The sequence below is a fragment of the Bradyrhizobium sp. LjRoot220 genome, from assembly GCF_964252915.1.
Lineage (GTDB): Bacteria > Pseudomonadota > Alphaproteobacteria > Rhizobiales > Xanthobacteraceae > Bradyrhizobium.
In genome coordinates this window covers 16,743-43,667 of the sequence record NZ_CAXUPS020000017.1, presented here as the reverse complement: position 1 = coordinate 43,667, position 26,925 = coordinate 16,743, and the positions used below count along the sequence as shown (strand labels likewise).

At 63.1% G+C, this 26,925-nt stretch carries 24 protein-coding genes; 14 read left to right on the top strand and 10 right to left on the bottom strand.

Features of this window, described 5'->3' with window-relative positions; all coding sequences use genetic code 11:
• Positions 1–43 precede the first annotated feature (43 nt).
• Positions 44–3,592, bottom strand: a complete 3,549-nt coding sequence (locus ACSQ84_RS35470) for a molybdopterin cofactor-binding domain-containing protein (RefSeq protein ID WP_436216406.1) — start codon at positions 3,590–3,592, stop codon at positions 44–46.
• Positions 3,592–4,074 (bottom strand): (2Fe-2S)-binding protein, encoded by a 483-nt coding sequence (locus ACSQ84_RS35465; RefSeq protein WP_436216405.1) that lies wholly within the window; start codon positions 4,072–4,074, stop codon positions 3,592–3,594. Before ACSQ84_RS35465 ends, ACSQ84_RS35470 begins: the two co-directional genes overlap by 1 nt.
• Positions 4,075–4,326: 252 nt before the next feature.
• On the opposite strand from ACSQ84_RS35465, the gene ACSQ84_RS35460 reads away from it, so the two are divergent.
• From ACSQ84_RS35460 to ACSQ84_RS35425, 8 genes are all read left to right on the top strand, one after another.
• A complete protein-coding gene (locus ACSQ84_RS35460) occupies positions 4,327–5,811 on the top strand; it encodes a 6-hydroxynicotinate reductase (protein ID WP_436216404.1) in 1,485 nt (494 codons plus the stop codon).
• Positions 5,808–6,716 carry a UPF0280 family protein gene (locus ACSQ84_RS35455; RefSeq protein ID WP_436216403.1) on the top strand — a complete coding sequence of 303 codons (909 nt, stop codon included), beginning with the start codon at positions 5,808–5,810 and terminating at the stop codon, positions 6,714–6,716. The genes ACSQ84_RS35460 and ACSQ84_RS35455 overlap by 4 nt, the downstream gene beginning before the upstream one ends.
• Before the next feature lie 20 nt (positions 6,717–6,736).
• Positions 6,737–7,321, top strand: coding sequence for an amino acid synthesis family protein (locus ACSQ84_RS35450; RefSeq protein WP_436216402.1), 585 nt, complete (start codon positions 6,737–6,739; stop codon positions 7,319–7,321).
• Positions 7,322–7,348: 27 nt separating this feature from the next.
• Entirely contained in the window at positions 7,349–8,551 is a 1,203-nt protein-coding gene (locus ACSQ84_RS35445; RefSeq protein WP_436216401.1) for an ABC transporter substrate-binding protein, read from the top strand.
• Between the two features lie 198 nt (positions 8,552–8,749).
• Complete coding sequence (locus tag ACSQ84_RS35440) at positions 8,750–10,636, top strand: ABC transporter permease (protein ID WP_436216400.1); 1,887 nt, start codon at positions 8,750–8,752, stop codon at positions 10,634–10,636.
• Positions 10,633–11,424, top strand: coding sequence for an ABC transporter ATP-binding protein (locus tag ACSQ84_RS35435; RefSeq protein ID WP_436216399.1), 792 nt, complete (start codon positions 10,633–10,635; stop codon positions 11,422–11,424). Before ACSQ84_RS35440 ends, ACSQ84_RS35435 begins: the two co-directional genes overlap by 4 nt.
• On the top strand, positions 11,421–12,125 hold the full coding sequence (locus tag ACSQ84_RS35430) for an ABC transporter ATP-binding protein (RefSeq protein ID WP_436216398.1): 705 nt from the start codon (positions 11,421–11,423) through the stop codon (positions 12,123–12,125). Before ACSQ84_RS35435 ends, ACSQ84_RS35430 begins: the two co-directional genes overlap by 4 nt.
• A gap of 32 nt (positions 12,126–12,157) precedes the next feature.
• The gene (locus ACSQ84_RS35425) at positions 12,158–12,613 is read left to right on the top strand and encodes a MarR family winged helix-turn-helix transcriptional regulator (protein ID WP_436216397.1); all 456 of its coding nucleotides are present in this window, start codon (positions 12,158–12,160) and stop codon (positions 12,611–12,613) included.
• A gap of 199 nt (positions 12,614–12,812) precedes the next feature.
• Here ACSQ84_RS35425 and ACSQ84_RS35420 read toward each other — a convergent pair whose 3' ends face one another.
• A complete protein-coding gene (locus ACSQ84_RS35420; protein WP_436216396.1) occupies positions 12,813–13,481 on the bottom strand; it encodes a hypothetical protein in 669 nt (222 codons plus the stop codon).
• A gap of 2 nt (positions 13,482–13,483) precedes the next feature.
• A complete protein-coding gene (locus tag ACSQ84_RS35415; RefSeq protein WP_436216395.1) occupies positions 13,484–14,884 on the bottom strand; it encodes a selenium-binding protein SBP56-related protein in 1,401 nt (466 codons plus the stop codon).
• Positions 14,885–15,018: 134 nt separating this feature from the next.
• Between ACSQ84_RS35415 and ACSQ84_RS35410 the strand changes: the two genes are divergently transcribed.
• Both ACSQ84_RS35410 and ACSQ84_RS35405 read left to right on the top strand, forming a co-directional pair.
• Positions 15,019–15,171 (top strand): hypothetical protein, encoded by a 153-nt coding sequence (locus tag ACSQ84_RS35410; protein ID WP_436216394.1) that lies wholly within the window; start codon positions 15,019–15,021, stop codon positions 15,169–15,171.
• 591 nt (positions 15,172–15,762) lie between these two features.
• Positions 15,763–17,994 (top strand): TonB-dependent siderophore receptor, encoded by a 2,232-nt coding sequence (locus tag ACSQ84_RS35405; protein ID WP_436216393.1) that lies wholly within the window; start codon positions 15,763–15,765, stop codon positions 17,992–17,994.
• A 59-nt stretch (positions 17,995–18,053) separates the two neighbouring features.
• On the opposite strand, the gene ACSQ84_RS35400 is transcribed toward ACSQ84_RS35405, so the two are convergent.
• Entirely contained in the window at positions 18,054–18,224 is a 171-nt protein-coding gene (locus tag ACSQ84_RS35400) for a hypothetical protein (protein ID WP_436216392.1), read from the bottom strand.
• 150 nt (positions 18,225–18,374) lie between these two features.
• A complete protein-coding gene (locus ACSQ84_RS35395) occupies positions 18,375–18,710 on the bottom strand; it encodes a hypothetical protein (protein WP_436216391.1) in 336 nt (111 codons plus the stop codon).
• Between the two features lie 365 nt (positions 18,711–19,075).
• On the opposite strand from ACSQ84_RS35395, the gene ACSQ84_RS35390 reads away from it, so the two are divergent.
• Positions 19,076–19,567 (top strand): AfsR/SARP family transcriptional regulator, encoded by a 492-nt coding sequence (locus ACSQ84_RS35390; protein WP_436216390.1) that lies wholly within the window; start codon positions 19,076–19,078, stop codon positions 19,565–19,567.
• Positions 19,568–19,594: 27 nt separating this feature from the next.
• On the opposite strand, the gene ACSQ84_RS35385 is transcribed toward ACSQ84_RS35390, so the two are convergent.
• Together ACSQ84_RS35385 and ACSQ84_RS35380 are read right to left on the bottom strand one after the other, a co-directional pair.
• Positions 19,595–19,747, bottom strand: a complete 153-nt coding sequence (locus ACSQ84_RS35385) for a hypothetical protein (RefSeq protein ID WP_436216389.1) — start codon at positions 19,745–19,747, stop codon at positions 19,595–19,597.
• A complete protein-coding gene (locus ACSQ84_RS35380; protein ID WP_436216388.1) occupies positions 19,731–19,868 on the bottom strand; it encodes a hypothetical protein in 138 nt (45 codons plus the stop codon). The genes ACSQ84_RS35385 and ACSQ84_RS35380 overlap by 17 nt, the downstream gene beginning before the upstream one ends.
• 323 nt (positions 19,869–20,191) lie before the next feature.
• Here ACSQ84_RS35380 and ACSQ84_RS35375 point away from each other — a divergent pair, with 323 nt between their 5' ends.
• Both ACSQ84_RS35375 and ACSQ84_RS35370 read left to right on the top strand, forming a co-directional pair.
• Entirely contained in the window at positions 20,192–20,476 is a 285-nt protein-coding gene (locus ACSQ84_RS35375) for a hypothetical protein (protein WP_436216387.1), read from the top strand.
• Positions 20,477–21,238: 762 nt separating this feature from the next.
• Complete coding sequence (locus ACSQ84_RS35370) at positions 21,239–24,724, top strand: FG-GAP-like repeat-containing protein (RefSeq protein WP_436216386.1); 3,486 nt, start codon at positions 21,239–21,241, stop codon at positions 24,722–24,724.
• A gap of 120 nt (positions 24,725–24,844) precedes the next feature.
• Here the strand turns inward: ACSQ84_RS35370 and ACSQ84_RS35365 are convergent, their stop codons facing one another.
• Entirely contained in the window at positions 24,845–25,102 is a 258-nt protein-coding gene (locus tag ACSQ84_RS35365; protein ID WP_436216385.1) for a hypothetical protein, read from the bottom strand.
• Here ACSQ84_RS35365 and ACSQ84_RS35360 point away from each other — a divergent pair.
• Complete coding sequence (locus tag ACSQ84_RS35360) at positions 25,008–25,211, top strand: hypothetical protein (RefSeq protein WP_436216452.1); 204 nt, start codon at positions 25,008–25,010, stop codon at positions 25,209–25,211. The genes ACSQ84_RS35365 and ACSQ84_RS35360 overlap by 95 nt on opposite strands.
• A 183-nt stretch (positions 25,212–25,394) precedes the next feature.
• On the opposite strand, the gene ACSQ84_RS35355 is transcribed toward ACSQ84_RS35360, so the two are convergent.
• A complete protein-coding gene (locus ACSQ84_RS35355; protein ID WP_436216384.1) occupies positions 25,395–26,825 on the bottom strand; it encodes a DUF1254 domain-containing protein in 1,431 nt (476 codons plus the stop codon).
• Positions 26,826–26,925: the final 100 nt, after the last annotated feature.

Genomic DNA, 26,925 nt, shown 5'->3' with positions numbered 1-26,925 from the left:
CCGCGGCCGCCCAACCAGTGGGTTTTGGCGGCGGCATGGCAGCTCAGCGGGTGGTTTGCTGCCGGATTCGCCCAATGGTTGCGTGGATATCGGTCCATCCCGGCTTATCCGGGGCAAATTGCCGCCGCAGGTAGGCGGCGAGTTCAGCGATCTGGCCGTCGGTCAGGCTATCCCTGAAGGCGGGCATATAGCCGAGGTCGCTCGTCACCGGCGAGGCGATGCCGTGCAGGATTACCTGGATCAGATTGTCGGGCACGGCGCTGTGCAGATTGCTGTTCAGCGCCAGCGACGGCCGGCTGCCGAACAAAGGCGCGCCGCCGACCTCGTGACAGACCGCGCAGGCGCCCTGATAGATCCGCGCGCCGACGCTGGAAGCGGCCGAAATCCCGGTGCTGGTCGCGGCTTCGAGTTTGGCGGCAACGGCGTCCTGTGCCCGCTTGTCGGTGGCGCTTTCGTTGAACGAGCCGAGATAGACCGCCATGGCGCGGATGTCCTGATCGGGAAGTGCCGCGAGTTCCTTGACGACAGGCGCCATCGGGCCGGCGGCGACGCCGTGGAAGCGGGACTCGCCGGTGCGCAAGTATGCGAAAAGCTCATCCTCGCTCCAGGGAATCGGCGCTTGCGACAGCGAGGTCAGCGCCGGAGCCTCCCAGCCCTCGGCGAAACCGCCGGCGAGGTAAACGCTTCGCTTTTCGGCGCCCAGCGCGTTGCGCGGCGAATGGCAGGCGCTGCAATGGCCGAGGCCTTCGACCAGATAGGCGCCGCGATTCCACAGCTCCGATTTGGTCGCGTCGGCCTGGAACGGTTTTGGCGCATGGAACAGCGCGTTCCATCCGGCCAACAGGGGGCGGATGTTGAACGGGAACGCGAGTTTGTTCTCTGGATTTTCCGCACGCACCGGCGACTGCGCCATCAGGTAGGCATAGAGCGCCTGCAGGTCGGCATCGGTCGTCTTCGCGAAATGCGTATAGGGGAATGCTGGATAGAGATGCCGTCCGTCGCGATGAATGCCTTCGCGCATCGATCGCTCGAAGGCGGGATAGGACCACGCGCCGATGCCGGTTTCGACATCAGGGGTGATGTTGGTGCTGTAGATCGTGCCGAACGGCGTTTCCAGCGGTCGGCCGCCGGCATTGAGCACGCCATTGACGCTGGTGTGGCAGACCGCGCAGTCGCCGAGCGCCGCGAGTTGCCGGCCGCGCGCGATGGTGGCCGCCGAATAGACCGATGCATCCGGCCGTGCGATCGGCGCAATCGCGCGCCACGGCAGCACGGCGGCGCCGATGCCGACCACCGCCGCGCATAATGCCGCGGCCGTCGCCAGCACGCCGCTCCGCCCGGCAAACGGGTTTTGCCATTTGGTGAGATCAGGGGCGGGCTGTGGCGCAGGCAATGCTTCCGGCACCGCCGCCGCGTCGCCGTGCAATCCCTTCAAAATGCGTTCCGGCGTGAATGGCAGTTCGCGAAAGCGCACGCCGGTGGCATCATAGATTGCGTTGGCAATGGCGGCAGCACTCGGGACCGAAGCGGACTCACCGACGCCGAGCGGCGGCTGATCCTGCCGCGGCAGCATCAACACGTCGATCTTGGGCACGTCGGGGAATTTGATGATGGGGTAGGCGCCCCATTCACGCGCCGTCACTGACGCACGGTCGAACGACACTTCCTCCATCAGCGCGCGGCTGGTCGACTGGATCACGTTGCCGTGGATCTGGTGACGCACCCCGTCCGGATTGATCATCAGGCCGGAATCCTGGCCTGCGACGACGCGGGTGACGCTGACATCGCCGGTCGCCTTGTTAACCGCGACGTCGGCGATCCACGCCGACCACGCCGCGCCATAGCCGGGGAATTTGCTGTGCACATAAAGCGCATAGGCAAAGCCGCGCCCGCGCACGATGTCGCCTTCGGCTTCCGGCTCCTGGCGTTTCGGCCGCGGCTTCCATCCCGCGCGCTCCGCCACCGCATTGACGAGATCGACGGCGCGCGAATCCTTCAGGTAGCGCAGGCGATATTCGATCGGATCGGCGCCAGCTTCAGCCGCGAGTTCGTCGATGTAGGATTCATGTGCGAAGGTATTGGGCAGCGCCGAGACGCCGCGAAACCAGGAGGCGCGCACGATCGGCGGCATGTCGTGCGCCACGACGCGCATGTGATCATAATCGTAAGGCGGGATCGCGGTGCGGTCGCCCATCTCGAACACCGCAGGCTCCGGCGCAATCCGCCCGGTGAGCAGCAGCGCCAGCGTCGGCGAACCGTTGGAGGGATAGCGCGTCGCAAAATCATAGCCGGCGACGCTGCCGTCGGCGTTCAACCCGCCATTGACGTCCATCAATTGCCCGGCGCCCTTCGGCTCCCAGGCGTGCTCCTGCTCGCGCGTCAACTGCACGCGCACCGGACGGCCGACCGCGCGCGACAGCAGCAGTGCATCAGCGGTGACGTCGTCGGCGCAGTTGCGGCCGTAGCAGCCGGCAGCCTCCATCCTGATCACATCGATCTTGGCTTCCGGCCGTTCGATCAACAGCGCGAGGTCGACGCGCAGGATGTGCGGGTTTTGCGTGCCGGACCACACCCGGATCGCGCCGTCCTGATAGTCGGCGACCGCGCAGGAGGGGCCGATCGAGCCATGCATCTGATACGGCCAGACGTAAGTCCGCGCCATCGGCTTGGCGGCGGACGCAATGGCGGCATCGACGTCGCCCTTGTCGATCAGCGTCCTTGGTGTCGATGGATTGGCGCGCAGCGCCGTTTGGAGGTCGCCGAGATCGGGCAATGTCGGCACCGGCTTCCAGCTCACCTTGAGCTGCGCCGCGGCCTTGATCGCGTTCTCCTCGCGCTCGGCGATCACGCCGACGAAATCGCCGATCCTGACCACGGCCACCAGCCCCGGAATATCGCGCACCGAAGTTTCGTCGACCGCGATCAGGCTGGTGCCGACAAACGGGCCCGCATCGATGCCGGCATAGGGCGGCCGCACGACGCGGCCATGCAGCATGCCGGGCACGCGCACGTCGTGGACGTAGACCAATTCGCCGGTGGCCTTCGCCGGCAAGTCGACGCGCGGCACGGACCGCCCGACGATGGAATAGGCGCTGACGTCCTTCACCGGCACATCGTCGGCGAGTTCAAGGCGAATGACGTCATCGGCAATCAATTCGCCATAGCTGACCGTGCGGTTGTCCTTGCCGCGGATCAATCCATCCTCAATCGAGAGATCCCCGGCCGGCACCTCTAGTCGTTCCGCCGCGCGCGCGATCAAAAATTGCCGCGCTTGTGCCGCGGCCTGGCGCAGCGGCACTGCGGTGATCTGGATGGTTTCGCTCGCGATCGTCGCGCCCTGGTTCGGCACAACGGAGGTATCGCCCAGCACCACGACGACACGGGCAAATGACACGTCGAGTTCTTCGGCGACGATCTGCCCGAGCGCGGTGCGGATACCGGTGCCGAGATCGACATGGCCGTTATAGGCGGTGACCGAACCGTCTGCTGTGATCTTGATGAAAGTCTCGAACGCGCCCGACTCTATGGGTCGAACAACCGACAGCGAACCCTGCGCTCGTTCACTGCTCGCTGGCGTCTGCGGCGTTGCCATCAGTCGTGGGCCTCAACGGCATGGCCCGCGGCCCGCATCGCGGCGCGAATGATTTCGATATGCGCGCCGCAGCGGCACAAATTATGGCGCAGCGCTTCCAGCACCTCTGCCTCGGAAGGATGCGCGTTGCGCGCCAGCAGCGCCTTGGTGCTGATGATCATGCCGTTCAGGCAATAGCCGCATTGCGCGGCCTGTTCGATAATGAAGGCCTCCTGCACCGGATCGGGGTGCGCGCGCGAGCCGAGGCCTTCGAGCGTCACAATGTCGCGCCCGGCGCAGCCTTCAATAGGGATCACGCAGGAACGTGCCGCTTCGCCGTCGATCAGCACCGCGCAGGCGCCGCACTCGCCGAGCCCGCAGCCATATTTCGGTCCGTTCAAAGCGAGGTCGTTGCGTAACACATAGAGCAATGCGGTGTCGGGCGCGGCGTCGACATCGCAGCTTTTGCCGTTGACGGTCAGGCGCATCGTGCTCTGCGTCATGCTCCCTTAAGCCTTGGTTGCGCTGCAATAGGTGCGCGGAACGTCGATCGAAGATACCGTTTGTATACAAACGTGCAAGCGGCGCATTCCCTGACGCTAGCGCGCTGCCCGCTTTATAAACAGCGGCGCGAGGCAAATGAGTTTTTATGCGGCAACCCTGCTTTTTCGCCGTTTCGCCCGCTTGACAGGGTTTCTGTCCGCGCGCACCATCGTTCGTATACGAACAATGATCGCTCCCGCGGCAATGCGGGCATGATCGACGCCTCCCAGCGAGCAGGCCTGTTCACGATGACGGATACGACGACTGCCGGTGGCGACAAGATCCGCTGCGATGCCTGTCCGGTGATGTGCTACATCAAGCCGGGCGCGGCGGGCGCGTGCGATCGCTACGCCAACCACAATGGCGAACTGGTGCGCGTCGATCCGCATATCGTGCTGGAGCGGACGGTGTCGCATGGCGGACGGCTGGTGCCGTTTCAGGCCGGCGGCGGCGATTGGGACGGCAAGCTGGTTCGCGAGCCCAATGTGTTCGTGACCGCGATCGGCGCCGGCACGACGTACCCTGATTACAAGCCGGCGCCCTTCATCGTGTCGTCCGAAATCGACGGCGTCGACATGGTCACGGTCGTGACCGAAGGCATTTTCAGCTATTGCGGCGTCAAGGTGAAGATCGACACCGACCGCCATCTCGGCCCGGAGACCGCGACCGTCCGCGCGCAGGGCGAGGCGATCGGCCACGTCACGACAGGCGAATATGGCTCGCAGATGCTGTCGCTCGGCGGCGTGCATCATCTCACCGGCGGTTCCAAGAAAGAGGGGCGCGTCACCTGCGATGCGCTGATGGACCTCTCCAATTGCAAGCCGGTCGAACTCACGATCGATGGCGGCGCCACCGTCGTGGTGCAGGCCGGCCATCCGCCCATCGTAAATGGCGTCGCGGAAGAGCGGATGCGGGTCGGCTGCGGCTCCGCCACAATCGGCATGTTCGCCAAGCAATGGCACGGCAAGGTCGATGAGGTCGTGGTGGTGGACGACCACATCACCGGTGTTCTCAGCGAGCATCAGGCCGGCAAGTTGCTGGATATTCCCGATACCGGGATCAAGATGAAGGGGCGGCGCTCGACGCCGGGCCGTTATTTCCAGGTCGCCGAGCCCGGCACCGGTTGGGGCGGCACCAAGATCTCCGATCCGCTGTCGGTGCTGGGGCCGTTTAACCCGAAGGAAGCGCGGCCGGGCCTGACCATGCTGATGGTTTCGACCACCGGCGAGCATGCGGCCTATTACGTGCTCGACGAGGCGCTGACGCCCGTCGAGACGCAAATGCCGCTCGATCTGAAACTCTCGGTCGAGCGTATCCAGGAAAACTGCGAGCCGGCGCTGTGCACGGTGCTGTTCATGGGCGGTGCCGGCGGCTCGCTGCGCGCCGGGGTCACCGACAATCCGGTGCGGCTGACGCGGTCGGTCAAGGATGCGTTGACGCGGGTCACCAGCGGCGGCGCGCCGGTTTATGTCTGGCCCGGCGGCGGCATCACCTTCATGGTCGACGTCACGCAGATGCCGGCCGGTGCTTTTGGTTACGTGCCAACGCCGGCACTGGTGGCGCCGATCGAGTTCACGCTGCGGCTGTCGGACTATGCGGCGCTCGGCGGCCATATGGATTACGTCCGCCCGCTGGCCTCGCTCAAGGACAACACCGAAGTGCGCCCGATGCCTTACAGCCCGGGACGGCACCCATGAAACGCCTGCCGCAAATAGCGCTTCTTCCGGACGGCAAGCGGCTGCATTTGCAGGACGGTCCGATCGATCTGGTCGTTGAGGCGAACGGTCCGGAGGCGGAGGTTCGCGCCGCCTATGACGCCGCGGCGCGGCGGTTTATCGGTTTGCTCGATGAACTCTGCGAGGAATTGACGACGCTGCGCCAGGCGGCTGATCCAGCGCGGTGCACGCTGAAAGGCGTCGTCGCGCGCCGCATGCATGCGGCCGTGGCGCCCTTCGCCGCCGATCATTTCATCACCCCGATGGCGGCGGTGGCCGGTTCCGTCGCGGAGGAAATTCTCGGCGCGATGCTGGGTGCGGCCCATCTCGAGCGCGCCTATGTCAATAATGGCGGCGACATCGCGCTACATCTCACCGGCGGCGAGCAATTCACCGTCGGCCTGATGGACCGGCCCGATCGACACGGCCTGATGCGCACGATGGTCGTCGATGCCGACGATCCGGTCCGGGGCGTCGCGACCAGTGGGCGTCACGGCCGCAGCTTCTCGCTCGGCATTGCCGACGCCGTCACCGTGCTCGCGCGAACGGCCTCGCAGGCCGACGCCGCCGCCACCATCATCGCCAATGCCGTCGATCTGCCCGGTCACCCCGCGATCATCCGCTGCCCGGCCAATGAATTGCAGCCCGACAGTGACCTCGGCGCACGCCTTGTCACCTGCGACGTCGGGCCGTTGACCGAAAGTGAGATCGAGGCCGCGCTGGGGGCAGGGGCTGTCTGCGCCCAACGGCTATTCGCGGCCGGATTGATCGAAGGCGCGGCGTTACGCCTGCTTGGCGAAACGCGCGTGGTCGGAACTACTGGCAGCGCGATGCCCGCGTTGCAGGCCGTTCACGGAAGCGCGATAGAAAGTGCAGTTCATGCTTGACCGGAAACAAGGCTGATACAATGAGCGCCATCATTCGCAAGATCGTCACGGTGGTCGAGGAAACCCATCTGGAGATGGGGCAGACGGTGTCGCCGCCGACGCGGCGTGCCGCCGCCATTGCCGTGATCGAAAATCCGTTCGCCGGAAAATATGTCGAGGATCTCTCGCCCTTGATCGCAATCGGCGAGGAACTCGGCGAGTTGCTGTCGAAGCGCGCGGTGGCCGCGCTCGGCATCGACGGCGCCAAGGCGCAGAGCTATGGCAAGGCCGCCGCGGTCGGCGAAAACGGCGAACTCGAGCACGCGGCCGCGATTTTGCATCCCAAAATGGGCGCGCCGGTGCGCAAGGTGCTGAGCAAGGGTGCGGCGCTGATTCCGTCCTCGAAGAAGCGCAGCGGACCGGGCACCACGCTGGATATTCCGCTCGGCCACAAGGATGCGGCCTTCGTGCGCAGCCATTTTGACGGCATGGAAGTGCAGATCAACGACGCGCCGCGCGCCAACGAGATCATGGTCGCGGTGGCCGTCACCGATAGCGGCCGGCCGCTGCCGCGTGTCGGCGGTTTGACGGTCGCGGAAGTCAAAGGCGAAGACGGATTAAGGTGATTTTGTTCAACACTGGAGGGTGAGGGTATGCGACGGAGTTATTTGCTGGGAGCAGGATTGGCGATCGCAGTTGCGGGCATGGCGAGTTCTGCCATGGCCCAGAGCGAAATCAAGATCGGCGAGATCAACAGCTATTCGCTGCTGCCCGCCTTCACCGAGCCCTATCGCAAGGGCTGGCAGCTTGCCCTTGAAGAGGTCAACGCCGCGGGCGGCATCAATGGCAAGAAGCTCGTGGTCGTCTCCAAGGACGACGGCGGCAAGCCGGCGGATGCGCAGACCGCGGCTAATGAGCTGGTGTCGAGCGAGAACGTTGCGATGCTAACCGGCACGTTCCTGTCCAACATCGGTCTCGCCGTCAGCGATTTCGCCAACCAGAAGAAGGTATTCTTTCTCGCGGCCGAACCCCTGACCGACGCGATCACCTGGTCCAAGGGTAACCGCTACACCTTCCGCCTGCGTCCATCCAACTACATGCAGGCGGCGATGCTGGTGGAAGAAGCCGCCAAGCTTCCCGCAAAACGCTGGGCCACGATCGCGCCGAACTATGAATACGGCCAGTCGGCGGTGGCGGTGTTCAAGAAGCTGATGTCAGAGAAACGTCCCGATATCGTCTGGGTCGACGAGCAGTGGCCGCCGCAGGGCAAGATTGACGCGGGCCCGGTGGTGCAGGCTGTGGCCGCGGCCAATCCGGAAGCGATCCTCAACGTCACCTTCGGCGCCGATCTCGTTAAACTCGTCCGCGAGGGCAACACCCGCGGCCTGTTCAAGGGGCGCTCGGTGGTGTCGTTCCTCACCGGCGAGCCGGAATATCTCGATCCGCTGAAGGAAGAAACGCCGGAGGGTTGGATCGTCACGGGTTACCCCTGGTACGACATCAAGACGCCCGATCACGACAAATTCCTGAAAGCCTATCAGGCCAAGTTCAACGACTATCCGCGCCTGGGCTCCATCGTCGGCTACCAGACCATCAAGGCGGCCGCAGCGATCCTGGCGAAAGCCAACTCCACCGATCCGGAGAAGCTGATTGCCGCGGCCGAAGGGCTGTCGATGCCGTCGCCGTTCGGCGAACTCACCTTCCGCAAGATCGATCACCAGTCGACGCTCGGTGCCTATGTCGGCAAGACCGCGCTGAAGGACGGCAAGGGCGTGATGGTGAATTCGGTCTACCGCAAGGGGACCGACTACCTGCCCAGCGATGCCGAAGTCGCAAAGCTTCGTCCGAAGGATTGAGGCTGTGATCTTCTCCCTCTCTCCGCTCTTGCGGGGAGAGGGTCGGGGTGAGGGGCTCTATCCGCGAGTCCTGTGTTTGCCTTCAGACCTGTACCCCCTCACCCGTCCGTATTCGCTACGCTTCGCCGGACGACCTCTCCCCGCAGGCGGGGCGAGGTAAGCAAGAACGACCGACCAACCCACGAGCAACACACCGCCATGGCCTTCTACTTCGTTCAGTTCCTGACCGGTCTGGCCAGCGCGGCGTCGCTGTTTCTGGTGGCCTCAGGGCTGTCGATCATCTTCGGCGTGACGCGGATCGTGAATTTCGCCCATGGTGCGTTTTATATGCTCGGCGCCTATGTCGCGTTTACGCTGACCGAACGCTTCTCCGGCGCGTTCGGGTTCTGGGGCGGCATCGTCGTCGCGGCGCTGATCGTGGCCGTAGTCGGCGTGATCGTCGAGATGGTGCTGCTGCGGCGGATCTATCACGTGCCCGAACTGTTTCAGCTGTTGGCAACGTTCGGCCTGACCCTGATGGTCCAGGATATCGTGGTGCTGATCTGGGGTCCCGATGATCTTTTGGGCCGCCGCGCGCCGGGGTTCAAAGGCGCGGTTGACTTCTTTGGCCAGAACATCCCGACCTACGACCTGTTCCTGATCGCGCTCAGTCCGGTCGTGCTTGCTATCCTCTGGTTATTGTTCCAGCGCACGCGCTGGGGCGTGCTGGTGCGCGCGGCGACGCAGGACCGCGACATGGTCGCAGCGCTCGGCGTCAATCAAAAATGGCTGTTCACCAGCGTGTTCGCGCTCGGGGTCTTTCTGGCAGCGCTCGGCGGCGCGCTGCAGATCCCGCGTGACGCGGTGCATCATGCGCTCGACCTGCGCATCATCGTCGACGTCTTCGTCGTGGTCGTCATCGGCGGCCTCGGCAGCATCATCGGCGCCTTCGTGGCCGCGGTGCTGGTGTCGGAGCTCAACGCCTTCGGCATTCTGATCTTTCCAAAGATCTCCATCATCCTGGTGTTTCTGGTGATGGCGGTGGTGCTGATCGTGCGGCCCTGGGGGCTGTTCGGCAAACCGGAAGCCGCCGCGCGCCGCACGCCGGGACTGACCGTCAATCCCTGGCGGCCGCTCACATCGAATGAACGCTGGCTGGCAATGGCGGCGCTTGCCGTCGCGGCGATGCTGCCGCTGTTCGCCGGCAATTATGCGCTCACGGTCGGCTCGGAGATCGCGATCTTCGTGATCTTTGCCGCCAGCCTGCATTTCCTGATGTCGGTCGGTGGCCTCGCCTCATTCGGCCACGCCGCCTATTTCGGGCTCGGCGCCTACGGCGTCGCATTTCTGGCCAAGGCGGCGGGAATGCCGATGATCGTCTCGCTGCTCGTTGGCCCGCTGCTCGGTCTGCTCGGCGCGGCCATCTTCGGCTTCTTCGCCGTGCAATTGTCCGGCGTCTATTTCGCGATGCTGACGCTGGCGTTTGCGCAGATCGTCTGGTCGATCGCGTTCCAGTGGGTCACGGTGACCGGCGGCGACAACGGCATTCTGGGCGTCTGGCCGGAGAAATGGGCGGCGGGCCCGGCGAGTTTCTACTGGCTGTCGCTCGGCATCGCCGCGATCGCGGTCGCCGTGCTGCGGGTGATCGTGTTCTCGCCGTTCGGTTTCGCGCTGCGCGCGACGCGGGATTCGCTGCTGCGCAGTGAGGCCATCGGCATCAACGGCAAACGCGTGCAATGGACCGCCTTCGTGATCGCGGGCACCGTCGCCGGATTTGCCGGCGCATTGTTTGCGTACCTGAAGGGCAGCGTGTTCCCCGACAGCCTCGGCATCTCGCTGTCGGTCGATGCGCTGGTCATGGTGCTGCTCGGCGGCGTCGAGACGGTTTCGGGCGCCGTGGTCGGCGCCATCGTCTTCAAAGCGCTCAACATCTGGCTGGTGAGCCAGACCGATCTGTCCAAGCTGGTGCTCGGCGGCTTCGTCGTCCTGATCGTGGTGGCATTCCCCAAGGGCATCGTCGGGGTGCTGGAGACGATCCGCAATCGCCGCAAGTCCGCGTCGTCCAAATCGTCGCTTGCCACTTCCCGGATCGAGAGCGCCGAATGAGCATGGTCCCCACATTGCTGTCGGTCGAAGGCCTGAACAAATCCTATGGCGGGGTTCACGCCGTGCGCAACGTGTCGTTCTCGCTGCGATCAGGTGAAATCCTGGCGCTGATCGGGCCCAATGGCGCCGGCAAGAGCACCTGCTTCGACATGCTCAACGGCCAGAACATCCCCGACAGCGGCCGCATCAATCTGCTGGGCGAAGACACCGTCGGCCAGAAGCCACGGGCGATCTGGCGGCTCGGCGTCGGGCGCACCTTCCAGATCACGGCGACATTCCCGACCATGACCGTGCGCGAGAACGTGCAGGTCGCGCTGGTGTCGTATGGGCGGCAATTGTTCAATCTCTGGGGCTCGACGGCACGCTACGCACGGGACGAAGCCGGCCGGCTGCTCGATCTCGTCGGCATGAGCGCCTACGCGGAGCGCCCCTGCGGCGAACTCGCCTATGGCGACCTCAAGCGGCTCGAACTTGCGATCGCGCTCGCCAACCAGCCAAAGCTTCTCTTGATGGACGAGCCGACCGCCGGCATGGCGCCGCGCGAGCGAATCGAATTGATGCGACTGACGGCAGAGATCGCCCGTGAAAAATCGATCGGCGTGCTCTTTACCGAGCACGACATGGACGTGGTGTTCGAACATGCCGATCGTATCCTCGTGCTCAACCGCGGCAGCTTGATTGCCGAGGGCACGCCGGAGCAGGTTCGCGGCAATCCGCAGGTGCGCGCCATCTATCTCGGCGAGGGCCTGGTCTACGATGCGCGCCACCGCGAGGGAGCCGGCGCATGAAGCTCTCGGTCCAGGACCTCAACAGCTATTACGGTCCGGCGCATATCCTGTTCGATATCGCGCTCGAGGTCGGCGAGGGCGAAGTGGTCGCGCTGCTCGGCCGCAACGGCGCCGGCAAGTCCACCACCTTTCGTTCCATCGTCGGCTTGGTGCAGCAACGCTCCGGCCGCATCCTGTTCGAAGGCAAGGACGTCTCCACCGAGCCGACGCATGCGATCGTGCGCGGCGGGCTCGGCTACGTGCCGGAAGAGCGGCGCATCTTCACGGATCTGACGGTCGAGGAAAATCTCGAGGTCGGCCGCCAGCCGAAACGTCCCAACGCGCCGTACTGGACCCGCGAAAAGCTGTTCACGCTGTTTCCGAACCTCGGCGAGATGCGCGGGCGGCCGGGCGGGCGCATGAGCGGCGGCGAGCAGCAGATGCTGACGATCGCGCGGACGCTGATGGGCAATCCATCGCTGGTGCTGCTGGACGAGCCTTCCGAAGGCCTGTCGCCGAAGATCGTCGAACAGATGGTCGACGCCATCCTGGCGATGAAGAAGGAAGGCGTCAGCATCGTCGTCTCCGAACAGAATTTGCATTTCGCCCGGCTGATCTGCGACCGCGCCTACATCATCGAGCGCGGCAAGATCTGCTATGGCGGCACGATGGCTGAACTCGACGCGCGTCCGGATATCCGCGACGCGCATCTGTCGCTGTGACCGGCGGCGGCAAACAAACAGAGAGAGCGCAGATGGGCAGGGGTGTTTCGGCGAAACGGAGCGTCAAGCCATCGCGGCCGTCCTACATTCTGGACGAGCAGGTCGGCTTCATCCTGCGCCAGGTATGGCAACGCCATTCCACGATCTTCGCCCGCGAGATCGGCATCAATCTGACCCCGACGCAATGGGCGGCGCTGGCGAAGCTGACCGAGACCGGACCGTGCTCGCAAAATCTACTTGGCCGGCTGACCGCGATGGACGTTGCCACTATCAAGGGCGTGATCGACCGCCTCACCGCGCGCGGCCTGACCGAGACCAGCCCCGATCCCGAGGACGGCCGCCGCCTGCTGGTAAGTCTGACGCGGGCCGGGCAACAGCTCGCCGAGAAGGCCGCGCCCAATGCACTCGCGATCACCCGGGAGACCCTGGCGCCGCTCGACCCCAAGGAGCGCGAGACGCTGATGACGCTGCTGAACAAGCTGCGGTGACGCGAATCGTAGGGTGGGCAAAGGCGCATTTGCGCCGTGCCCACCATCTATCCCAGCGGCTGGTTTGAATTGGTGGGCACGCGGAGCCTGTCATCGGGCGCGCATTCGCGCGACCCGGTGGCTTTGCCCACCCTACGACTGCTGCGGTGACGCGAGCGCGTGCTTTGAATGTGAATTGCAGCATCGCGCAGCGTTCGCGCTACTCCGCGAGGCTGAGCAGCAGCGCAATGGCTCCGACCAGAACGAGGCTGACGGCCCAGGACGCCTCCAGGTTGAACCAGCTCCGCGATACGAACTTGAGACCAAGGTAACGGTAGACCAGCCAGGCCAGGCATCCGCCCGCCGCAATCATCGCGATGGCGTGGACGATGGCGACCAGCCCGGCCATGCCGAGATTTGCATTGATGAGGGTCAACGCCGCCTGGTGGCCCTTGTCGAGGTCGGCGTTCCGGCAAAGCCCGAGATAGATCGGCACCAGCATGAGGCCCGCGCCATGCGCGATGGCCACGGCGAAGGACCACAGCCCCAATTGCGTCGGCGGTATCCGCGCCAATGCTCTCGGATGGCGCCGATCGACAAGGCGGAAGATGCCAAACCCGATGACAAGGAGGCTGGCGCCGATCTGGATCTGGCGCTGCCATTCGACAAGGCCGACCAGCAGCGCGAACGGAAGCAGCACCAGCAGCATCGCGAGCAGATGGCCGGCCGTCAGCGGCACCAGCGCAGCGCCGAGGGCACGCGGGCTCCTTTCCATCAATCCGGCCGACACGGCGAGCGGCCATCCCATTCCAGGGTTTATGCCATGGTAGAGGCCGCTCGCCAGGACAGCCAGCCAGAGCCAGGCCGCTGTCCAATCGGCTGCGCTCACATTCAAACCGACGGGTAGCAGAACGAATCCGTCGAACAGTCACCGCCGTCGAGCCGGATCTGATGCGCCCGGTAGCCGTCGGGGAAGCTGACGCAGTAGTCCTTTGCCAGCTCAAGGCCGCCGCCCGGGCTTGCACGGGCCATCACCTCGGCGCCCGGCATTCCCTGCGGATAGAATTGGTCGTCCCAGGTCGAATAGAGCGAGTTGGTCCAGTAGACGCGTTTGCCGTCGCGGCTGATCTCGACCATCTGCGGACCACCGGCATAGGCCTTGCCGCTGGGGTGTGGCGTACGGCGTACAATGCCGCCGATGCGGACCGATCCGGCAAGCCTGGGCTTTCTCGGATCGCTCACATCGTATTGACGCATCTCGCCGGTGCCCCAGCACGAGACGTAGAGAAACTTGTCATCCATCGACAGGTCGATGTCGGTTACCAGTGGCGGTACCGCGCCAAAGCCCTGCAGGAGCGGCGGCAGTTGCTCTTTCGGCGCGGGCTCGGGCGGGATCGTCGCGGTCTTCTCGATGTGAAACTTGCCGCCCTGGCGCCACCAGGTCCAGATCGAGCCTTCGAGGTTTGTGGTGTCGACCACGACGCCCACGAAGCCGTACTCCTTGACGGGATCGTGCGCGGGACGCACTTCCAGCGCCATCTGATGGTTGGCGCCGAGATCGATGGTCTGGACGTTTCGTCGGGCCCGCAGATCCCAGAAGTGGATCCGATGGCCATATTTGTTCGAGAGCAGATCCTCCGGCACAATCCCGTTCTCGAACTGCGGCGGCAGCGCCCACTCGCTGCTCACCATGTAATCGCGCGGCAGGTTCCACCAGAAATCATAGTGCTTCTCTTGAGGACCGCGATCGATCTCCCACCGTCCGAGTACCTCGAATGTCTGGCAGTCCATGATGAAGATGCCGGGCGGTCCATCGGTGCCGTCCTTGCCGCCGCCGCCGAGCGTTGAGACGTAAATACCATCCGGCCCGCAGTGGATCGTGTGCGGCCGCGAGTACCCGGTCTTCTTGAAGATCTCCTCGGGCTCGATGATCTTGTGAATCTTCGCCTGGGTGGGATCCGGCTTGGTATCGATGATGTAGATTCGCGAGGATCGCATCCCGGGGATGATGAGGTAGCGGCGCTCGAGGAAGGCGTGCCCGGCGAGCGGCGACAAGGCCGACGAGCAGGCGTTCCACCCGAAATGGTGAAACTCGTCGCCCTTGTTGGGCATCGTCACGGTGTGGACGACCTGACCGTAGCTCGGAGAGCCGGGCTTTACGTCGATCACCGCAAGCGCGTCGGGCTGTGAAAAGTCCGGGCTGAGCAGCAAGGTATAGGCGAAGCTCTCCGGCGGAGCTTCCATCGCAAGCTTCGGCGATGCGTGAAACGTGGGGTCTGGTCTCATCGTCATCGGACTGCCTCCCTGTTTGCCTTGGTGGGTACCAACATGGCTCAGCGGCATGCAGCAGCAAGAACTAACCCGGCTCGTTGAGTCCTCTTACGAGTGCCGCCGGCTGGGTGCGCTTCCGGCGATCATACACCTCAATGCCATCAGGTGAAAACAACGATGGCGGGTTCCAAGCCCACGGAAGCCGTGAAGGCCGCCCGGAATGTCTGGCCATCACCAGTAAAACGCTGACGCCGCTCGACGCCAGGGAGCGCGAGATGCTGATGGTACGGTTGAACAAGCTGCGGTGATTGAAGCGTAGGGTGGGCAAAGGCGCGTTTGCGCCGTGCCCACCATCTATCCCAGCGGCTGGTTTGAATTGGTGGGCACGCTTCGCTTTGCCCACCCTACGCCTGCATTCAGCGAGCGGAAGATCAAACGAGGCCCGGAGTGCCTAGGAGTCCGGGCCTCGCGATCAAACAACCCCTTGGACGTCGGTGTGATGACCGACGTCCATCCCCCAGCTGTTCGCGAACGCTTTATAGGCAATGTCGTTTGAGGTGACTAACCCGGAGAACTACGGGGGCGTTGTTGTCACCGCTGGGTAAAGGCGCGTTGGCGCTGTGCCCATCATCTAACCGATCGGTGGCGTCAATGTGGGCACGCTTGCGCTTTGCCCGCGCTACGTCTTCTGCACCTCGCCGTACTCTGCATGTGCAGAAAACATGCGCCGACGTCAATCGATGGATCGTTACATTAGAGAGATGCCAGCGCCGGTTCCGGCTAGACAAATACTAATTCTAAATCCGGGAATAGTCGGCTCACTGAACCCTCACGCTCTTCAACCTTTCGATCATGCTTGTTACTCCGCCACGCGCGCAAGAGTGGGGACGGAACGGAATATGACGACATACAAGAACACGGCATTGTTCGGCGTGCTGCCGACGCTGGCAGCCATGATAGCCGTTACGCCCGCGCAAGCGCAGCCCGCCAGTCAATTGCCGGCCGTCGTCGTCGAGCAGCCGTCGCAGCCGGTGGCGCGTCCGCGTCCCGCGCGCAAGCCGCAGGCAGCGGCAAGCCGGCGCACGGCGCAGCGCGCAACGGCGACGCCTGACGCCGCCGCTGCGGCGGCCGCGCGTTCTGAAACGGCGACCGGCCCGGTGCGCGGCTATCTTGCCAACCAAAGCGGCACCGGTACCAAGACCGACACGCCGCTGCGCGAGACGCCGCAATCGATCACGGTGGTCACCGCCGACCGCATCACCGATCAGGGCGCGCTCACCGTGCAGGAGACGCTGCGCTACGTGCCCGGCGTGTTCGCCGACGCCTTTGGCCCGGATACGCGCGGCGATTATCCGCGCATTCGCGGCCAGGACCCGAACATCTATCTCGACGGCACCCGCGTGGCGAATACGTTCCAGTTCAACGAGTGGCGGCCCGATCCGTACACGCTGGAGCGTATCGAAGTGTTGCGCGGCCCGTCATCGGTGCTCTACGGCGATACCTCGACGGCCGGCTTGCTGAACCTGATCTCGAAGCGCCCGCAGGCGGAAGCCGCGAACGAAATCGGCGTGCATTATGGCAGCTTCAACCGCAAGCAAGTGCAGATGGACTCGACCGGCAAGCTGACCAAGGACGGCGAGTGGCTGTATCGCTTCGTCGGCGTGTTCCGCGACAGCAATTCGCAAACCGACTACGTCAAGGACGACCGCATCGTACTGGCGCCGTCGCTGACCTGGCGGCCGACCAACAACACCAGCTGGACCGTGCTCGGCACCTATCAGAAAGACATGACCGGCTCCTCGACGGCATTCCTGCCGCACGAGGGCACGCTGTTTCCTGGCCCCAACGGCCTTGTCCCGGTACGTCGCTTTGTCAGCGAGCCGGGTTTCGACCGCTATCAGACCGAGACCGGCGCGATCAGCAGCCTGTTCGAGCACAGCTTTGGCGATGGGCTGAAGATCCGGCAGAACATGCGTTACGCCCATGTCGAGGGCATCTACCGGACGATGTATCCGGACTGGTCGACGAATCCGGCGGATCCTTTCCTCGATCCCGCGCGGCGCACCGTGGCGCGCTGGCTCTCGAGCCGGCAAACGACCAAGGACAGCTTCACCTCGGATTCCAACGCCGAGTTGAAGTTTGCCACCGGCGCGATCACGCACAAGGCGCTGTTCGGTGTCGACTATCGCGGCCTCGGCGAACGCGCGGCGTCATCGGGCGAGATCTTCGATCCCAGGCCATTCGATCTCTACGCTCCCGTCTACAATGGCATCGTCGCGCCGCCGCTGTCGCCGGAGCCGGATCTGCGGCAAAGCCAGCTCGGGCTGTACGCGCAGGACCAGATGCGGCTCGGGCCGTGGCTGGCGATCGTCGGCATCCGCCAGGATTTCGTCAGCAACAATGTGCAGGGAACTCCGGCGGAGGACACCAGGGCGACCACCGGCCGTGCCGCGCTGATGTACGAACTGCCGTTCGGCCTGACGCCCTACGTCACTTACGCGCAGTCCTTTACCCCGATTTTCGGCTCGGGCATCTGCGCGGGCGTCTGCAAGGCGCAGCAGGGCGAGATGGTGGAACTGGGATTCAAGTACAACCCGATGCCGGGCACGGCGATCAACGGCGCGATCTACGATACCATCGAGAAGAACCGGCTGGCGGCCGATCCCGACAATCCGTTGATCTCGATCCAGACCGGGCAGGTGCGGATCCGCGGCGCCGAGCTTGAGGTGATCAGCCGGGTCACGCCGGACCTCGACCTGATCGGCGCCTATGCCTACGTCAATGCGCGCGTGGAAAGCGGCGACAACGCCGGCAAGCGGGTCGAAACCGTGCCGGAGCATCAGGCCTCGCTGTGGGCGAAGTACCGCCTCACGGCGGTTGGCCTGCCAGGCGTCACCATCGGCGGCGGCGTGCGCTACATCGGTGAGTCCTGGGACGGCACCGACACCTTCCGTACGCCTGACTACACGCTGTTCGACGCCATGATCCGCTACGAGACCGGCCCCTGGCGGCTTCAGGTCAATGCCACCAACCTTGCCGACAAGCGTCATCTCACCACCTGCTGGCCGCGCGGCGACTGCTTCCTCGGCATCGGCCGCACGGTGCTGGGCAGCGCGACGTACAGGTTTTAGGGCTGTTCGTTGAAATTGCGCAGCCGAGCTGTTTACTAATTTGAAGCGAGATCGTCCGATCAACCCCGCTCGGGAAAAACGAACGTCATGTCGTGAACATTCTCGATCGGAAGATTATGGACCCGATGGTGCATCACGGAGGTATCGACACTTGCGTCTTTGGCGAAGCTCCCATCCGCCGCGGCGATCGGTGCGGTGAACACAATCAATTTCAGGCCAAGCCCCGCCATGATGGCCGTCGCAACTGCGAGAGTGCAATGGATCCGCATGGTGTCCTCCGTTTTTGCGGCCGTGTTGCTAGCAGCAGCAATCCGCCAGTCTGGTCGCCCTGAACTGCGATCGACGATGTTTGCCGCAGACCAATAATTGCTGATCCTGGGCTATCGGTGTTCGAGTATCAAAGCTTCCCAGAAAAACCGCGACGCTTCGGCTTGCGCTTCGTGCACGCCGATGCCGATGTCGCGGAGAAACTCGGGCTTGTCTCTGAGATCCGCGCGCAGCTCCGCCCTGAAACGGGCCCGCTGCCACCATGTGGCGGGCAGGCTGAGGATCGCGCGGATGCCCGGGGCATCATCGCCTGTGTCAAACCCAATTGCCGGTATGACCGCCGTCCGATCGGAAACCGCTGCTTGCGCCATTGAAAACGTCCTTTTCTGCAAAGCTTGCGTTCGCATGTCGTTAAAAATCTCCAAACCTCGTTTGTCGCCGGCGCCCAACAAGCCGCCGACGCGGCGCTGGTGTCGGCAGCCGCCGAAGCCAGATGGGTCAGCGGCTTCCTGGTTGCCTGACGCCCATCAAACATGCCGCCGTCGTTGCCGGCGTTAGTCGGGCGTTACGGAGCTGTTATTTTTGCTCGGAGGCCGTGATAATTTGCAAAATGCGCTGCCTGGACGACGTCGGCCGCGCAGATCCCGTGTGATCCGCCGCAATGCACGGTGCATGGCGCTCGCGCGACAGCAATTGAAGTCCGTCGAAGTCGTCGCGGCCGTCAGTCAATCGTTACCGAAGCGTTACTTTTGCCTGGAACGTCGTGATAAGGCATAATCGCCGCTTCGAATGTGCTTCCAGGAAGGGCTTCATCTTGCAGATCTCGCGTGCGCCAAGCGATGGCGCGCCATCACCGAGGTTTGGCCTTTTGCTGCTGGGAGGCTTCCAATTTACCGGACCGAATGGCGTTGTCGACCTGCCGAGCAAGAAGCTTGCAGGCTCGCTGGCCTATCTGGCTTGCAATGCGGCTCGGCCGCAGCCGCGTGAGAAACTGTCGGCCCTGCTGTGGGGCTCCCATTTCGACGCGCAGGCCAAGCAGAACCTGCGCCAGGCGATTTTCCGGCTGCGGAAAGTCCTCGGCCAGGACGCGCTGGAGAGCGACGCCGAGGTCGTATCGCTCAATACCGCGGCGGTCCGATGCGATGTCGGTCAGTTCGAGGCCCTGGTCCGCGACGGCGGTCATGGTGCGCTGAGCGCCGCGGCCGATCTCTACCGGGGAAGATTGATCGACGACGTCACGATCGACATGGGCATGACGTATTGGCTGGAGCAGGCGGAAGCGCAGATGGCTCAGGTCCGGCCATGATCCGCTACGAGAACGGCCCCGGCGGTTTCAGGTCAACGCCAGCAATCTCGGCGACAAGCGCCATGTCACCACCAGCGTAGCGCGCGGTGACTGCCTCTTCGGCATGGTGCTGGGCAGCGTGACGTAGAGGTTCCAGGAAACCCTTGCGCCGTCATGCACGCGCTCATTCCCTGCGGTCATGCTGCGCGCTGCCGACGGCAACTTTCGATGGGAATATGCTTTCGTAGATCGCGCGGGCCTCTCGGATCAAACGCGCCCGCTCGAGTTCGGATTTCGGGACAAAACGGATGACTTCGCCCATCGGGCTCTCCAGGGTTGAAAAAACATTCCGCTAACAGCTGGTTCTGGGCCTTCGGAGTTGGAAGGCCCGCTCCCATCACAAGAACTTATTTCCCCGACGGATGGTGCTCTGTGAAAGACCCGCCTCTTTTCAGGGCTGCCGGCGCGAGAATCCGTGAGTGCGTTGTCGTCCGATGCAGGCGGCGCGCGGCCGAACTTGGGGCATTGAGGTTCCGATCACCGTGTTGTTACGGGGGCATAGTTGGCAAACAGCTTGCGATTGACGTCTCAGCTGTTCGAAGTCCACGCACGAAATGTGCCGAACCGACACATTGGAGCACGCAAATGAACCGACAAGCTCGTTTTGAGACAACGCGCGAAAGTGCAGTCCGAGAGGTTGCCGTCATCAGCAAGATCCTGGCTGATCTTGCTCGCACCGTTCACCTGATCGAAATCGAAATCGCGGCCGAAGAAGCGCGCGCCCGGGTTTCCGACCGATCCGACATCAACTATCCGATCCTGGCGAGGACCCTGATCGAGCGGCGCGACAATCTCAGGATGACCATTGCCGCTCTCGAACAGCGTCACGCCGAGCGAGCGCTGCACAAGCAGGTCGCAACCGCGGCCTGACGCCAAGCAGCCATTTGCCGGCCGGCTTGCATTCGACCAGGGCCGTCCCGCGATCGCCAACTTCGCCGATGGCCAGCAAGTGATCGCGCGGTACTCAGATCCGTGCGTTGGATGAGGCAAGATAAGGCTGAGATACGAGGCCTGCGCTGCCAAAGAATGCCTTTCCTGAAAGGCATTTTCGGAAGCTATCGGAAAAATTTCAGAACGCTGCGGCCTGTCCTATCAGGACACCCCGGTCCTCGTGCCAGGTTGACCCATGTGGCCTCGAATCCTTATCCGCCGCCGCAATGCCCTGATGTGCTGCCGGAACGCAGGACGAAAGGGTCGACCTGCGGTGGTATTCAGAACCGAAGTCAGGGAATATGTGAGCGTGGGTTGTCAACCGATCACGACTGCCTCGCGCCAATGGGGTGTATCGGTGAGTGGCGAGCCTCATTATGAATGAAGCAGCGATCAGCATCTGACCTTTTTGGCGAGCGGTCGCTCAGAATGCATTTCGACCTCACTCCGGTCAGGGCACCGTTATTCATGTTACGGCGGGCGCAGGCGCTGGAATCCCTGTCGGACGAGTTGTGCGCTGAATGAGATACATTCGGAGTTCTGTGACAGGCGTTTCACTGTTACAAGAGAATGGTTTAGGCCTCGAATTGGGGCCATGCGCTTTAACGATTGGCGATTTCCAGTTTTTCTGAGCTCGGCGGCTTAAGATTAATTTCAAATGGGACGACGCTTCCCATCCCTAAAAGTATAACACGGATATCCATGACGTTTTCTCTGACACAGACACAGTATTCCGTCGGAGCCAACCCTGCGGGTTTGGCGGTCGGCGACATCAATGGTGACGGCCGGCTCGATATTGTGACCAGCAGTCCCGGCTCGCTAAATACCTGGATTCTGTTCGGAAACGGGGACGGGACTTTCGGCACCGCAATACCAAACCTTATGGCCGTCCCTTCGTCTAATTTTGAGGTGGCCCTTGGCGATCTCAACGGCGACGGCAAGCTCGAGCTTGTTGCGAGTGACGGCAGTTTCGCGCAGGTCGCCTTCCAGGTGCCGCACGGCGGTCCCGGGCCTTTCTATTCGACCGGGAGCGTCAACCTCGGCGCGCCGCCATCTTCGATGGCGCTCATCGACGTGAACGGCGACGGCCGCCTCGACATCGTCAGCCAGAGCTCCTCCAGCGGCACAGTCTCCATCCTGCTCGGGAATGGAAACGGCACCTTCCAGCCGGGCAACTCGTGGGGCGGACCGACTCAGCCGGCAAGTCTCGCCGATGTGAACGGCGATGGTCGACTCGATCTGATCGGAGCCAGTATTTTTGGATTTTTTGCGCTTGATCTCGGCAACGGTGATGGGACGTTTTCTCGGGTGAACACCCTTCCGGGTGAGGTGCAGAATTTTCGCGAAACGGGCGATGTTAACGGTGACGGAAACATAGATATCGTCACACTCGGCGACGACCACATTACGGTTCATTTCCTAGATAATAGATATAGCCTCGCGAACCTCCAACAGTTCGCCATTCCGGTTGGGACGCCGACCGATTTCGCGATCGCAGATATGAATGGGGACGGCAAACTTGATTACATTATAACAAACGCCGAGGGCACCGTTACGGTGATGCTGGGTACGGGCGCCGGTGGTTTCTCGACGGTCCTGCAACTGCCGGTCGGGAGCCAGCCCGGATCAATCGTGCTGGCCGATTTCAACAATGATGGCCAGCTTGACGTCGCGGTCGCCAATCAGGGGAGCGGGACTGTCTCGATCCTGATGAATCATCCGCCCGCTGCTCCCGCCACCAACAGCGTGACGACGAACGAGGACACGGCCTCGGCGTCCGTGGCCATCGGGGCGATCGATGCTGACAATGACATGCTCAGCTATGCGGTGAAGACCGGCTCAGAGCCCGCGAAGGGTGCGGTCGTATTCGGCAGCGGCAGCTTCACCTACACGCCGACGGCGAACGCCAACGGCTCGGACAGCTTTACGATTGTCATCTCGGACGGCAACGGCCATACGGTCGAGCAGGCCGTGACAGTGACGATCGATGCCGTGAACGACGCGGCCGTCGCGCAAAGCGGCTCGGGCAGCGGAACCGAGGACGCTGCGATCAGCGGAACGCTCGCGGCGAGCGACGTCGAGGGCGCCGCGCTCACCTATGCGATCGTCGCTGGGCCGCAGCACGGCACGCTGACGTCGTTCGATTCCGCCACGGGTGCCTACACGTACGCGCCGGATACGAACTATCGCGGCGCGGACAGCTTCTCGTTCAAGGCCAATGACGGCACCGTCGACAGCAATACGGCGACGATCAGCCTCACCGTCAGTGCGGTGAACGATGCGCCGACTGGCCTGGTGATGATTACCGGGGCGGCGAGCGAGGACCAGGTCCTGACGGCCGTCAGCACACTGGCCGACGCCGACGGTCTGGGAACGCCGCATTATCAATGGCAGCGCGACTCCGGCGGCGGTTTCGTGAACGTTGGTCTGGATCAGACGACCTACACGCTCGGCGATGCCGACGTCGGCGCGATCGTCCGAGTCGTGGTAAGCTATACCGACGGCTCCGGCACGGCAGAGAGCGTGACCAGTTCGGTGACTGCCGCAATCGCCGGCGTCAACGACCCGCACACCGGCGGGGTATCGATCTCGGGCACCGCTACCGAAAACCAGGTGCTGACGGCGGTCAGCGCGCTGGCCGACGTCGATGGTCTGGGAACGCTGCATTATCAATGGCAGCGCGACACCGGAAGCGGCTTCGTCAACGTTGGCGCCGACCAGGCGACCTACACGCTCGGCGATGCCGACGTTGGCGGGTTAGTCCGTGTCGTGGTAAGCTATACTGACGGCCAGGGCTTCGCGGAGAGCGCGACCAGTGCGGCGAGTTCCGCAATCGCCGGCATCAACGACCCGCACACCGGCGGGGCGTCCATCTCGGGCAGTGCTGCCGAAGACCAGGTGCTGACGGCGATCAGCGCGCTGGCCGACGTCGATGGTCTGGGAACGCTGCATTATCAATGGCAGCGCGACAGCGGCCTCGGCTACGTCAACGTTGGCCTGGACCAGTCGACCTACACGCTTGGCGATGCCGACATCGGCGGAGCGGTGCGCGTCGTGGTGAGCTACACCGATGACCAGGGCTTTGCCGAGAGTGCGACCAGCGCGAGCACACCCGTCATCACCGTTGCCAACGACGCGCATACCGGCGGGGTAAATGTCACGGGAAGCGCCACCGAAAACCAGGTGCTGACGGCGGTCAGCACGTTGGCCGATTCCGACGGTCTGGGGACGTTGCATTATCAATGGCAGCGCAACACAGGCGGTGGCTTCGCCAATGTCGGTCTGGATCAGGCGACCTACACGCTCGGCGATACCGACGTTGGCGGGTTGATCCGTGTCGTGGTGAGCTACATCGACGGCCAGGGTTTTGCCGAAAGCGCGACCAGTGTGGCGAGTTCCGCCATCGCCGGCGTCAACGATCCGCACACCGGCGGAGCGACCATCTCGGGCAGCGCTACCGAAGACCAGGTTCTGACGGCGATCAGCACGCTGGCCGACGTCGACGGTCTGGGAACGCTGCATTATCAATGGCAGCACGACGTCGGCAGCGGCTACGTCAATGTTGTTGGTCAGACCCAGGCGACCTACCGGCTCGGCGATGCCGACGTCGGCGGGTTCGTCCGTGTCGTGGTAAGCTACACCGATGGCCAGGGCTTCGCCGAAAGTGCGACCAGTGCGGGGACCCCCGCCATTGTCAATGTCAACGATGCGCCGGTGAACACGATGCCGGCGTCCCGGAAGGTCGCGGCCAATACCGATATCGTGATATCGGGGCTCGCCGTCAGCGACGTCGATGCGACATCGCTGACCACCACGCTTCACGTCGACCACGGCACGCTGAGCATTGGGGCGGTTGGCGGCGTCACGGTCACCGGCAGCGGGTCGTCCACGGTGACGCTGACCGGCAGCGTGGCGCAAATCAACGCGGCGTTCGGCGCTGCCAACAACGTGCTCTACCACAGCACGTTCGATTTCAGCAGCATCAATAACCTGACCATGACCAGCAGCGATGGATCGCTCAGCGATGCCGACGTCCTGAACCTGCCGATCTCGACCGGCTCGCCTGAGTCCAAGCTGGATCCGGAGACGCACTTCACGCTGTACGGCGCGGCGTTACAAGCCACGGCCCATCTGTTCGGCACGCCCGGCAACCCGCTCTACCATCACGGGTTCGATTTCGTCCCATGAACAGCGGCGTTGGATCGCTCAGCGACCGACGTCCTGAAGCCTAGAACGGCCCGCCGAGGCTCGTGCTGGATTGGGCGGCGCACCTCATTCCGTACGGCGCTCCAGGGCAGCCCCGACGTTTCAGCGCCTGCCGACCCGATTGACCGGACCGCCGCGATTCATCGGTGTGCCAGCCCGTACGCCGACTCCGGCGGCCCCGACGCCGGGAGTCACCACCGCTCGCGCGACCGGCCGTGCCACCAGCCTGACGCCGGGTCGAACGACGCAACCAGCCGGATAACTGATGTACTGGCAGTACACCACGGCACTGGCCGGTTCACTGCTCGCGACCATGAGTCCTGCGATCAGCAGCGCTGACAAGGAAATCGATAGCTTCATTTTTTGTCTCCTCCGTTGGTTGAGCCGAATGCTGGTTTCGGAAAACCGCAGCGCTTCGGAGCGCCGCGGCTTCCCGCCGTTTAGAAAACGTCTTACCGGCGGATTGTAACGATCCGGCCGTAGGCATCCGCGACTTGCGCACATGCCGGGGCGACCACCATCGGTGCCGCCACGACGGCTGCTCCACCTACTGCCACCGTTGCGAAAATCAGGGCCCTGTACATTTTTGCGCTCCATTCGGTACTGGTTGTAGCTAACGCGCCGGCGCCGAGGCGCCGACGCAATCAATGATTCAGGCGACTTTCTTCACGGGCGGGATCTTCCACGATCCGTTGATGATCGAAGGGCTGCTTTCGGTCGGCCAGTACAGGCGGGCCATTAATATGAAATTGCCCGATGGAGCGGGAAGCCAGTTGGACTCCTTGTCTTTACCCGGCGAGTCCTTCTGGATGTAGAGATCGGTCGATCCATCCGGATTGGACTTCAGGTTCTGCCGCGCACTGATCGAATAGCGGTTGAGCGGATTGTTGACGAAGAAATAGTCGGCGTTATACATCGTCAGGGACCAGAACCCGCGGACCGGTGGCAACTGGCCCTTCGCAAAATGCATCACATACTTGTTGGCACCGCTATATTTTTGGCGTTCCGCATCCTTTTGCGAAGTCGGATAGATCGCGTCCTGTGGCCGGTTGCAGCCTAATCCGATCGCCGTAATCAGCGCTCGCAGCAGGTAGTCCGTCCCATACACGCCGCCCTTCGCAGTGTAGGCAAAGCCGTTTTCGTCCGATATGCTCTTGTTGACCTTGAACTGGAGCATGATTCGATCGTTTGATACTTCCGGAACCCGTTTCAGAAAATCAGCTTTGAGTTTGCCCGCATCGAAATCCTGGCCCGGGACGATCCCGATTTTTGCGAACTTGGCGAGTTGCGGCGCATCCGCGGCGGCTGGCGGATTGTCTTTCATGAGCTTGCACAGCAGCGTAAAATAGGCCGCCGCATCCATTCGGTTGACCTGCTCACGCACTGCGGTCTTCATGTCGATCGAGGGATCGATAGTGTTGGATGGCGCTGTATAAGGCTTACCGTATGAACTCAGCGGGACGAGTTTGCATTCGTCCTGCAATTTATGTACCGCTGCGTAATCCTCCGACGTGCCCGTGCAATAAATTCGGCCCAGCAGCCATACCATACTGGTCGGCGACTTCAGTTCCTTCACACCCGATGGCAACGCGCCCTTCCATCCCGGGCCGGTGATTGCATAAGTTTGTGCGCCAGTACCAGTGGTGCGCTTGCCGGGCACCTGAAACACGTTGGTCCAGCCGTCCAGCATTGGCATCAGGTAATAGCGATCTTTCATGTCGGGGATGCTAAGTACCATCGGCTCCTTGCCAACGTCGAAAAACGAAGTCGTGTAGAGCGTATCGGCGTTCGGCGCCGTGACGTCGCGATACGAAGCGTCCGGATACTGCCTTGCCTTGACAACCTGGCCCATCGGACCGCGCATCGCCTCTAGCTGCGAAACGTTGGTGAAAACCCTACGCGTCATCTCCATCGTGACCAGTGGATATCCGTAGACGTAGGCGTCCGTGGCGAGGGCGAAGTCCTCGATTCCCTCACCGACGCCGAGGAACGAGCCGAGTTCGGCGCGACCTATTGTGCTCATGGAGCTGCCAGCGAACAGGCCTATACCGCCAATGGTGAGGTTGCGACGGGTGATGTTCATTACAATCTCCGTTAAGGCTAGCTTCCAAAGGGAAGATCGAGGATCGAAGCGACTCATCGATTGAAGGCGGGAAGCACGCACTTCCACGCCTTCTTGTTCA

What these genes read in the sequence shown, in the direction of transcription:
- ACSQ84_RS35470 (WP_436216406.1), bottom strand. Translation starts at nt 3,592, where the DNA reads ATGGCAACGCCGCAGACGCCAGCGAGCAGTGAACGAGCGCAGGGTTCG.
- ACSQ84_RS35465 (WP_436216405.1), bottom strand. Translation starts at nt 4,074, where the DNA reads ATGACGCAGAGCACGATGCGCCTGACCGTCAACGGCAAAAGCTGCGAT.
- ACSQ84_RS35460 (WP_436216404.1), top strand. Translation starts at nt 4,327, where the DNA reads ATGATCGACGCCTCCCAGCGAGCAGGCCTGTTCACGATGACGGATACG.
- ACSQ84_RS35455 (WP_436216403.1), top strand. Translation starts at nt 5,808, where the DNA reads ATGAAACGCCTGCCGCAAATAGCGCTTCTTCCGGACGGCAAGCGGCTG.
- ACSQ84_RS35450 (WP_436216402.1), top strand. Translation starts at nt 6,737, where the DNA reads ATGAGCGCCATCATTCGCAAGATCGTCACGGTGGTCGAGGAAACCCAT.
- ACSQ84_RS35445 (WP_436216401.1), top strand. Translation starts at nt 7,349, where the DNA reads ATGCGACGGAGTTATTTGCTGGGAGCAGGATTGGCGATCGCAGTTGCG.
- ACSQ84_RS35440 (WP_436216400.1), top strand. Translation starts at nt 8,750, where the DNA reads ATGGCCTTCTACTTCGTTCAGTTCCTGACCGGTCTGGCCAGCGCGGCG.
- ACSQ84_RS35435 (WP_436216399.1), top strand. Translation starts at nt 10,633, where the DNA reads ATGAGCATGGTCCCCACATTGCTGTCGGTCGAAGGCCTGAACAAATCC.
- ACSQ84_RS35430 (WP_436216398.1), top strand. Translation starts at nt 11,421, where the DNA reads ATGAAGCTCTCGGTCCAGGACCTCAACAGCTATTACGGTCCGGCGCAT.
- ACSQ84_RS35425 (WP_436216397.1), top strand. Translation starts at nt 12,158, where the DNA reads ATGGGCAGGGGTGTTTCGGCGAAACGGAGCGTCAAGCCATCGCGGCCG.
- ACSQ84_RS35415 (WP_436216395.1), bottom strand. Translation starts at nt 14,884, where the DNA reads ATGACGATGAGACCAGACCCCACGTTTCACGCATCGCCGAAGCTTGCG.
- ACSQ84_RS35410 (WP_436216394.1), top strand. Translation starts at nt 15,019, where the DNA reads ATGCCATCAGGTGAAAACAACGATGGCGGGTTCCAAGCCCACGGAAGC.
- ACSQ84_RS35405 (WP_436216393.1), top strand. Translation starts at nt 15,763, where the DNA reads ATGACGACATACAAGAACACGGCATTGTTCGGCGTGCTGCCGACGCTG.
- ACSQ84_RS35400 (WP_436216392.1), bottom strand. Translation starts at nt 18,224, where the DNA reads ATGGCGGGGCTTGGCCTGAAATTGATTGTGTTCACCGCACCGATCGCC.
- ACSQ84_RS35385 (WP_436216389.1), bottom strand. Translation starts at nt 19,747, where the DNA reads ATGACCGCAGGGAATGAGCGCGTGCATGACGGCGCAAGGGTTTCCTGG.
- ACSQ84_RS35380 (WP_436216388.1), bottom strand. Translation starts at nt 19,868, where the DNA reads ATGGGCGAAGTCATCCGTTTTGTCCCGAAATCCGAACTCGAGCGGGCG.
- ACSQ84_RS35375 (WP_436216387.1), top strand. Translation starts at nt 20,192, where the DNA reads ATGAACCGACAAGCTCGTTTTGAGACAACGCGCGAAAGTGCAGTCCGA.
- ACSQ84_RS35370 (WP_436216386.1), top strand. Translation starts at nt 21,239, where the DNA reads ATGACGTTTTCTCTGACACAGACACAGTATTCCGTCGGAGCCAACCCT.
- ACSQ84_RS35360 (WP_436216452.1), top strand. Translation starts at nt 25,008, where the DNA reads ATGTACTGGCAGTACACCACGGCACTGGCCGGTTCACTGCTCGCGACC.
- ACSQ84_RS35365 (WP_436216385.1), bottom strand. Translation starts at nt 25,102, where the DNA reads ATGAAGCTATCGATTTCCTTGTCAGCGCTGCTGATCGCAGGACTCATG.
- ACSQ84_RS35355 (WP_436216384.1), bottom strand. Translation starts at nt 26,825, where the DNA reads ATGAACATCACCCGTCGCAACCTCACCATTGGCGGTATAGGCCTGTTC.